Genomic DNA, 967 nt, shown 5'->3' on the forward strand with positions numbered 1-967 from the left:
CAGTCAGTTTTGAATGCAGTTCCCAGGTTGAGCCCGGGGATTTCACATCCAACTTAACAAACCACCTACGCGCGCTTTACGCCCAGTAATTCCGATTAACGCTTGCACCCTCTGTATTACCGCGGCTGCTGGCACAGAGTTAGCCGGTGCTTATTCTGTCGGTAACGTCAAAACACTAACGTATTAGGTTAATGCCCTTCCTCCCAACTTAAAGTGCTTTACAATCCGAAGACCTTCTTCACACACGCGGCATGGCTGGATCAGGCTTTCGCCCATTGTCCAATATTCCCCACTGCTGCCTCCCGTAGGAGTCTGGACCGTGTCTCAGTTCCAGTGTGACTGATCATCCTCTCAGACCAGTTACGGATCGTCGCCTTGGTGAGCCATTACCTCACCAACTAGCTAATCCGACCTAGGCTCATCTGATAGCGCAAGGCCCGAAGGTCCCCTGCTTTCTCCCGTAGGACGTATGCGGTATTAGCGTCCGTTTCCGAACGTTATCCCCCACTACCAGGCAGATTCCTAGGCATTACTCACCCGTCCGCCGCTCTCAAGAGAAGCAAGCTTCTCTCTACCGCTCGACTTGCATGTGTTAGGCCTGCCGCCAGCGTTCAATCTGAGCCATGATCAAACTCTTCAGTTCAAACATCTTTGGGTTTTTAAGAAACCCTAAACTTGGCTCAGCAATCGTTGGTTACATCTTTGATTTCTCGCGGAGTAACTTGTGATGCTGATAATCTTGTTGACTATCAGTCTGACTCCACAAGCACCCACACGAATTGCTTGATTCAGTTGTTAAAGAGCGGTTGGTTAAGATCTTTCGTCTCAACCGAGGCGCGCATTCTACAGCAGCCTCATTTGCTGTCAAGTGATTATTTTCAGAAGTTTTCGAAGATTTCTTCAACAACTTCAACCACTTGCGCTTCCGATCTCTCGTTAGCGGGAGGCGAATTCTACAGCGTTACAC

The 967-nt window shown here is 49.4% G+C and carries 1 rRNA gene; it reads right to left on the reverse strand.

Features of this window, described 5'->3' with window-relative positions:
* Positions 1-643: ribosomal RNA gene (locus tag FPT15_RS29685) — 16S ribosomal RNA — on the reverse strand; the annotation flags it as partial.
* Between the last annotated feature and the right edge of the window lie 324 nt (positions 644-967).

It is taken from the genome of Pseudomonas sp. RGB (assembly GCF_007713445.1).
Taxonomy (GTDB): Bacteria; Pseudomonadota; Gammaproteobacteria; order Pseudomonadales; family Pseudomonadaceae; genus Aquipseudomonas.